Below are 7,532 nucleotides of genomic sequence, written 5' to 3'. Positions count from 1 at the left end.
GTGTCCATCAGGGGGCATCGCCTACGGTCTGCTTCGCGACGACCTCCTCTCGATGTGTCCGGCTGCGCCGTACGGCGCTGCGCGCCCACCCCCTGATGAACACCTCCACTCGGCCTCCCGAAAGGGGCGGGTGGATCAAGATCAACAGCAAAGCACGGCGGCCTGCCGGCCGGCCTGAGTGGTTGGGGCGAGCCAATTCATTGTGGGCGGCAGCTACGGAGAGCAATCAAGTGATCAAGCGATCAGCGTCGCCTCGCGCTCCAATGCCCACGGCGCGATCAAGCGCTGCGGGGTCTGGCAGGTTTTGCGCTTGAACACGAAGTTGCGGCACTTCTCGGCGAACTGCTGGCGGTTGTGCACCATGTCCAGTTGCATCTGGGCCAGCTCGGCCTCGCGACAGTGTTCGATCTGCTGAAGGTCCATGCTGGTTTTTTGCGCGCGAAACGCTGCGTACTTTTCATCGGTCAAAGCGCCCTTGGCCCGTTGCAACAACCATTGGCTGAACTCGCGCGGGCAGCGCGGACCAATCTCCTGAATCATCCCCAACTGCCAGGCCTGAAACGCGCTGAGCGGCAGGCAGTCTTCGGTCAGCTTGTGCGCGATTTCGCTGCCCACTGCTCGGGGCAGGCTGTAGGTCCAGTATTCGGAGCCATACAGGCCCATGGTTTTGTAATGCGGATTGAGTACGACACCCGCCCGGGCAAACACGATGTCGGCGGCCAGCGCCAGCATCACGCCGCCGGCTCCGGCACTGCCAGTCAGGCCGCTAACCACCAGTTGCCGGGCCGTCAACATTTCCTTGCAGACATCGTCGATCGCCTGAATATTGGCCCAGGCTTCCAGCCCCGGCACCTTGGCAGCCTGAATGACATTGAGGTGCACACCGTTGGAAAAGCTTCCACGACCGCCCTTGATCAGCAGCACTTGGGTGTCCCGAGCCTTGGCCCACTGCAGCGCTGCAACTAGCCGCTGGCATTGTTCGGTGCTCATGGCGCCGTTATAGAACTCGAAGGTCAGTTCACCGACGTGACCCGACTCCCGATAACGAATCGGTTGATAGGTCGCCTCGTTGAACGGTTGGTTGGCGATCGATCCGTCCAGTACCGGTATCGCATCGAGTTGCCCGGCCAGCACATGCCGCGCCGGCAACTTGAAGGTTTCCTCTCCTGGCTGGGCCTTGCGCTTGAGTGAACCGATCCACAGGCTGTGATCGCCGGTCGCGACCAGTACGGCATCGTCCTGCACGGCAAGAATGGTTCCCGGCGTGCCGGTACGTGAATCGAGGTGCGCGTCGTACAGGTAATACTGCCCGCCGGCCAGGCTCGCCAACACACCCGGCTGACCGTCGGCGGCATCAATGGTGCGTTTGATGAACTGCGTGCAATCGTGCCAGCTGAAGGTGCGGTCGGCCTGTTTCATGTTCGGCTTCAAGCGCCCGATGACGTTCGGTTGCGTGTAATCGAGGGGTGTCGGGACGAAATCGCTGGCGAATTTTTCCACCACATCGCGTATGCAATAGATCGCGGCGTCACTCACCGGGCCGTTGTACAGCTCGGATTTGCGCACGTCGGCGGGCATGCTGAATTCATAGGTCGACCAGATCGGTCCAGCGTCCATTTCTTCGACCGCTTGTAAGGCCGTGACGCCCCAGCGGCTGACCTGCTGGGTGATGGCCCAGTCCAGCGCGCTGGCACCGCGGTCACCGACGATGCCTGGGTGAATGATCACCACCGGGCGATCCGGGTTGCTCCAGAGCTGTTGCGGAACACGATCCTTGAGAAACGGGCAGATCACCAGATCGGCCGCCGATTCCTCTATCTGCCGGCACACCGAGGCTTCGTCGGTGAACAGCACTACGCTGGGCTCGTGACCTGACTGGCGCAAGTCCAGCCAGGCCCGTTGGGTCAAACCGTTGAACGCCGATGACAACAAAATGATCTTCAATGACCGCATGAATGACTCTTCCCTGAGAATGCGCGGCCGGAGGCTCCCATTGAGCCGTCCCTGGCCTTTGATGGAAGCGCAAGGGTAGAGAGTGTGTGGCGAGGATTAGCTGACCGAGATCAATCTTGTGTTTGCAAATCGTTCATCAGTCGACGAGTTGTTGATTGCTGTTGGTAAACCGCTTTGATTTTGTCTGACCTGAAACGACAAACCCGCCAGTCTTGTGAAAAAGTGGCGGGTTTTGTGTTGTTCGCAGACACGGAGGAGCACCTGTGGCGAGGGAGCTTGCTCCCGCTGGGTTGCGAAGCGACCCTGAAATCAGTCACCGCGAATATCCAGATGGAGCGCGATTACCGGATTACGACCGCTTCGCGGCCGAGCGGGAGCAAGCTCCCTCGCCACAATGACTGACGCCGGATTGGCTACTCCGGTGAATCCTGTGGATCGAGATGATCCAGAGCGCGATTCACCGCCAATTCGGCCAGCGAAATCATCTGCTGAATCGCCAGCGCGGTATTGCGCTTGGGGCCTTCGAGGTCGAACGCCAGATCGCTGGCCATGACATTGGCCGAGGCGAGGGTTTCGCAGGCGTGGGCCAGCAGGGTTTCAGAGTCAATGTCGGGGGCGATGACGAAAATGCAGCCGGGGCGTCGGTCGGTTAACAATGCCTTGGTCTCGGGCAGCACCAGGTAGTGATCGAGCGCACGGTGCGCGGCGGCGTGGAGTTCTTTTGAATCGAGGGAGGCGTAGGGGGAAACCGGATCGGTTTCGGGAGGGTTCGGCGTAGGTTTGAACATTGGGGGTCATCCATAAGTAGGGCTGCAACCATTGCGCTACTAAACGAAAGGGTGGCAGCTGTGCGCAAGTTAGTAGACCGGGTAACCCACCAAAACCGGCGCGCCCGAGGGCGCCATGCGCACAGCTACCATCAAGTGCAGGGAAGCCCTGACTGGATGACGCTCATGCAACCGTTGGAAAGTTAACGCGGGCTACTAAACCCGATCACTGATGGGCAGTGACACGGAAACAATAGAGGCGAGGACCAAAGCGCACAAGCCGGCGGATTCTGGCGTAGGTGTAGGCCGTGACGCAAGGCGTTGTAGCCTCCGATGGGCACTGCGTAGGCAAGCTTAAACACCCGTCGTAGCAGCTGCCGAGCCCGCGAGGCTGCGTTCGAGGACAGAGTCCTCGCCAAACCTGCATACGCGGTTTACCTGACAGAACGTGTTGCATGATTTTACGACCGCTCCGCGGTCGAACGTAGCCTCGCGGGCTCGACAGCTGCTACGGGCGCGACTCTGTAATTTTGCGTTTTCAATAGACGTGTGCGGGCAACTGTTAGCGACCTCCCGCCGTGCTCCTACAGGGCCGGTTTTGCTTTACGTTTGGTGGCAGGTGCGGTTTTACGCTGGGTGGTCTTGCGTTTGTTCTTCCAGGGCGCCGCGCCTTTGCCGGCCGGGCTTGCCGGGCCGCTGATGGTCAGGCGCAGGCCGGTGCAGCGGCCGACCTGTTTGCTCATCCAGGCGGCTTGTTTGGCGACGAATTCCTCAAGGCTCATTTCGCTGCTTTGCACCATGTCCAGGGCCTGTTCCCAGATCGCGGTGGTGCCGGGGTCGGCGATGGCCCGGGGCACGGCGTCGATCAGGCTGAAGGCCGGCGGTGTAGCGGCCAGGGCCTTGCCGTTCTTGATCAGATAGCCTCGATCCAGCAACCCCTGAATGATCCCGGCGCGGGTTGCCTCGGTGCCGATGCCGGTGGTGTCCTTGAGCTTTTGCTTGAGCAGCGGATCTTCCACCAGTTTGGCGACGTTCTTCATCGCCTTGATCAGGTCGCCTTCGGTAAATGGCTTGGGTGGCTGGGTCCAGAGGTCCTTCAGCGTCACGTTGTCGACGGCGTAATCCCGTCCTTCAGCCAGTGCCGGCAGCGTCTGCGGCGCCGGAGCTTCCCGTCCTTTCGCCGGCGCCAACGCTTCGGGCAGCGCGCGCTTCCAGCCTGGCTCGACGATCAGTTTGCCCACCGCACGCAAGGCTTGCCCGGCGCAGTCGAAGTCAGCCTGGGTGCGGTCATATTCGTGATTGGGCAGGAACTGCGCCAGATACCGCGCCCGGATCAAGGTGTAGACCGCGCGGTGCTTGCCGGTCAGGCGTTCGAGGTTTTTCGCCGCCGCCGTGGGAATGATCCCGTGGTGGGCGCTGACCTTGGCGTCGTTCCAGGCCCGCGACCGGCGTTGTGGCTCAAGGTGTTTGAGCAGCTCGCCAAGGCCAGGGTCGGCACGCCCAAGGGCGGCGAGAATGCCCGGTGCTTCGCTGTGCTGACTCAGCGGCAAGTAGCCGCAGTCACTGCGCGGGTAGGTAATGACCTTGTGGGTTTCGTACAACGCCTGGGCCACGTCCAGGGTTTCCTGGGCACCGAGGCCAAGTTTTTTCGAGCAGATTTCTTGCAGTGTGCCAAGGTCGAACGGCAGCGGGGCGGCTTCGCGGACCCGCTCGGTGCGCAGCTTGACCAGCCGCGCACTGACGGCGTTGCGCATGGCCGTAGCCGCCTCCTGGGCCAGCGCCTGATTCAGGCAGCGATCGTGCTCGTCGCAGACGTCCGGTGTGGCGCGCCATTGGGCGGTGAACGGGATGTTGTCATGCAGCAGTTGTACGTCGATGGCCCAATACGGCACGGGCACGAAGTCGGCGATGCTGCGGTCGCGATCGACCACCAGCCGCAAGGTCGGGGTTTGCACCCGGCCCACTGGCAGCACGCCTTGATAGCCGGACTGACGCCCGAGCAGGGTGAACAGGCGGCTCATGTTCATGCCGATCAGCCAGTCGGCACGCGAACGCCCGAGTGCCGAGTGATAGAGGCTGAAGGTTTCGGCGCCGGGTTTGAGTGCTGCCAGGGCCTTGCGAATCGAGGCATCGTCCAGCGCCGACAGCCACAGGCGCTTGATCGGCCCGCGATAACGGCAATGCTCCACCAGCTCACGGGCAATCATCTCGCCCTCACGGTCGGCGTCGGTGGCGATCACCAGTTCATCTGCTTCGCCGAGTAGCCGTTTGACGGCTTTGAACTGGCTGGCGGTCTTGGGTTTGACCAGCATCTTCCACTTCTCGGGAATGATCGGCAGGTCTTCCAGGACCCAGCGTTTATAGCGGGCGTCGTAGGCATCCGGCGGTGCGGTTTCCAGCAGGTGACCGATGCACCAGGTCACTGTGACGCCCGTTCCCAGCCAGCAGCCGTCGCCGCGCCGGCTGGCACCGAGCACGGCGGCAATGTCTTTGGCCTGGGAAGGCTTTTCACAGAGAAACAGCTGCATAACCACCATCAGTCATCAGGGTTTGAAGGTGCACAGCATGCGGGGTACCGCGACGTGGATCAACCTTTATCTGTATGGATGTACAGTTAAGGCAGGTTAAACCCCTTCATTCATCTGCAACGTTTGAATGCCGGCCGCCCTGGCTTGCGCGATCAGCTCTTCAGTGTCCTCCCCACCGGGTAGCGCAATGACGAGGTCGGGTCGGCTGTCTTGCAGCATGAAGCTGTTGCGCAGGCGCTCCGCCAGCTTGCCGTGCAGTTGCCAGTTGGCGGGGTAGCGCACGATGTTCGCGCCCAGTTCCCGGGCCCAGTTTTCGATGTCTCCGCCCAGAAACTGATTGCCGCCGTGGATCAGCACGCGCACTTCATGCAGGCACTGGAAGGCTTCCAGTACCCGGAGGCAGGTACGGGTGTCAGCGTAATAGCGCCCGGCACAGATCAGGACGCGCATGGCAGTTGATCCTTGTCGGCAGACGGTTGCGGATGACTATCTGCCAGGTCATTGCTCTCGATATCGCGTTCCCCGGCGCGTTCGAGTACCGGGTAGGCCAGCGCCGCAATGTGGTGATGCACGCGTCGGTAGTCGCGCAGCAGCCGTTGAAAAATATCGCCGGACTCGGCCCAGGCACTTTTGTCTTCGCGCAGGGCACGAAAGTGCGCCCGGCTGGCCGCAGCTTCGAGCCTTCTGACCGATTCTTTGCGGTTGACCAGATAGTGGGCGGTTGCAAGGTCTTCGCGAAGAAACACGGTAATCGCCAGGCTCAGGCTTTCCAGCAGTTCGTTGTGCAGCGGATAGAGCGTGCCCAGTTCGAAGGCCGAAAAGTTTTCACCGCGCCGCAGTCGACGCGCGGCCAACTGCGCAAGGCTGGTGGAAAGAATGTCGGCGGCGTGCTCCAGGTTGATCACGAACATCAGGATTTCCTGCGAGCGATCGGCGTCACTGTCACTGATGCCTTCCTGGCCGATGTCCGCCAGGTAGGCACGAATCGCTGCGCTCAGCAGATCCAGGGACTGGTCGATCTGCCGCACTTCATCGGCATTGCGCTGGTCCGAGGTCTGGAACAGTTGCAGCACGCGGTTGAGCATGACCGAGAGCATGTCGGCCAGCCGCAAGGCTTCGCGCGCCGCGTTGGACAGGCCGATGTTTGCCACCGTGAGGCCGGCTTCATCCAGATAGAGCGGCATGCCGGGATCGACGTCCCGCGCAGGTGACGGCAGCAGGTGCGTCAGCAGTTTCGCCAGCGGTTCTGTCAGGCCGATGAACACCAGTGCCAGCGCCAGGTTGAAGCTGGTGTGCAGGCAAACCACTCGTAGCGCGGGTGTCAGCTCTGCAATCGGGCTGCTTTGAGCCAGCATCGGCACGAACGGCAAGCACACCAGCGCCCCGATGACCCGCACCAGCAGGTTGCCGACCGGCAAGCGCCGGGCCACGGCGGAACTGGCGTTGAGCACCGAGGGCAGGGCGCCACCGATATTCACCCCGAGCACCAGCGCCATGCTGGTCACCGGCGAGAGCAGACCGGTGCCGGCAAGCGAGGCGATCAGCAGCACCACGGCGACGCTGGAATGGCAGATCCAGGTCAGCAGCATCGCCACCAGCAAGGCAATGATCATGTCGCCATCGAGGCTGTGCATGAGCGCATGGAAGATCGGCGTGCCTTCGACCTCTCCCAGCGTCGACCCGAGCGTGCGCAGCGCCAGCAGCATCAAGCCCAGGCCAATCAGCGCGCAACCGACGCTCTCGTAGCGTGAGTCATCACGCAGGCGGAAGACGATGAACCCGGCCAGCAGGACGATAGGGGTGACGATTGAAATATCGAAACTGAGCAGTTGCACCACCAGCGTCGAGCCAATATTGGCCCCGAGCATCACCGCCAACGCTGGCGCAAGGCCCAGGGCTCCGGCGGCAGTGAAGGAGGTCGCCATCAGGCTGACAGCGGTGCTGCTTTGCAAAATGCCAGTGATCCCGACGCCCGAGAGCAAGGCCATCCAGCGGTTGTTGAGGTTTTTTCCCAGCCATTGGCGCAGCGGCGTGCCGAAGCCGCGCAACAGCGCCGAAGAAATCATATGGGTGCCCCAGAGCATCAGTGCGATGGAGCCGGCGAGGTTGATCAATAGAGTAGTTCCCGACATGAGGACTCTCCCTTTGCTATTTCATTTATTGACGGCCCGAAAGCCGGATCGCGGCGTGAAGAGGCTGCGAACACAAAAAACCTGTGGGAGCGAGCCTGCTCGCGATGGCGGACTGACAGGCAGCACAAGTGTTGAATGTGCAACCGCTATCG

At 61.7% G+C, this 7,532-nt stretch carries 5 protein-coding genes; all 5 read right to left on the bottom strand.

Annotated elements, in window-relative coordinates; genetic code table 11:
• Nucleotides 1-234: 234 nt before the first annotated feature.
• Entirely contained in the window at nt 235-1,953 is a 1,719-nt protein-coding gene (locus AC1DHT_RS29000; RefSeq protein WP_427547108.1) for a hydrogenase maturation protein, read from the bottom strand.
• Between the two features lie 413 nt (nt 1,954-2,366).
• Nucleotides 2,367-2,741: a DUF6124 family protein gene (locus AC1DHT_RS28995; protein WP_427547105.1), complete on the bottom strand. Its 375-nt coding sequence runs from the start codon at nt 2,739-2,741 to the stop codon at nt 2,367-2,369.
• Between the two features lie 563 nt (nt 2,742-3,304).
• Complete coding sequence (locus AC1DHT_RS28990) at nt 3,305-5,248, bottom strand: DNA topoisomerase III (RefSeq protein ID WP_427547102.1); 1,944 nt, start codon at nt 5,246-5,248, stop codon at nt 3,305-3,307.
• Between the two features lie 96 nt (nt 5,249-5,344).
• Nucleotides 5,345-5,698: a DUF2493 domain-containing protein gene (locus AC1DHT_RS28985; protein ID WP_427547099.1), complete on the bottom strand. Its 354-nt coding sequence runs from the start codon at nt 5,696-5,698 to the stop codon at nt 5,345-5,347.
• Nucleotides 5,686-7,380, bottom strand: a complete 1,695-nt coding sequence (locus AC1DHT_RS28980; protein ID WP_427547096.1) for a Na/Pi cotransporter family protein — start codon at nt 7,378-7,380, stop codon at nt 5,686-5,688. Before AC1DHT_RS28980 ends, AC1DHT_RS28985 begins: the two co-directional genes overlap by 13 nt.
• Between the last annotated feature and the right edge of the window lie 152 nt (nt 7,381-7,532).

It is taken from the genome of Pseudomonas sp. 05N432, assembly GCF_056396945.1.
This window is presented reverse-complemented; position numbering and strand designations above follow the sequence as displayed.

Bases quoted from the DNA above. Each gene is read 5' to 3' on its own strand.
- AC1DHT_RS28990 (WP_427547102.1), bottom strand. From the start codon at position 5,248: ATGCAGCTGTTTCTCTGTGAAAAGCCTTCCCAGGCCAAAGACATTGCC.
- AC1DHT_RS28980 (WP_427547096.1), bottom strand. From the start codon at position 7,380: ATGTCGGGAACTACTCTATTGATCAACCTCGCCGGCTCCATCGCACTG.
- AC1DHT_RS28985 (WP_427547099.1), bottom strand. From the start codon at position 5,698: ATGCGCGTCCTGATCTGTGCCGGGCGCTATTACGCTGACACCCGTACC.
- AC1DHT_RS29000 (WP_427547108.1), bottom strand. From the start codon at position 1,953: ATGCGGTCATTGAAGATCATTTTGTTGTCATCGGCGTTCAACGGTTTG.
- AC1DHT_RS28995 (WP_427547105.1), bottom strand. From the start codon at position 2,741: ATGTTCAAACCTACGCCGAACCCTCCCGAAACCGATCCGGTTTCCCCC.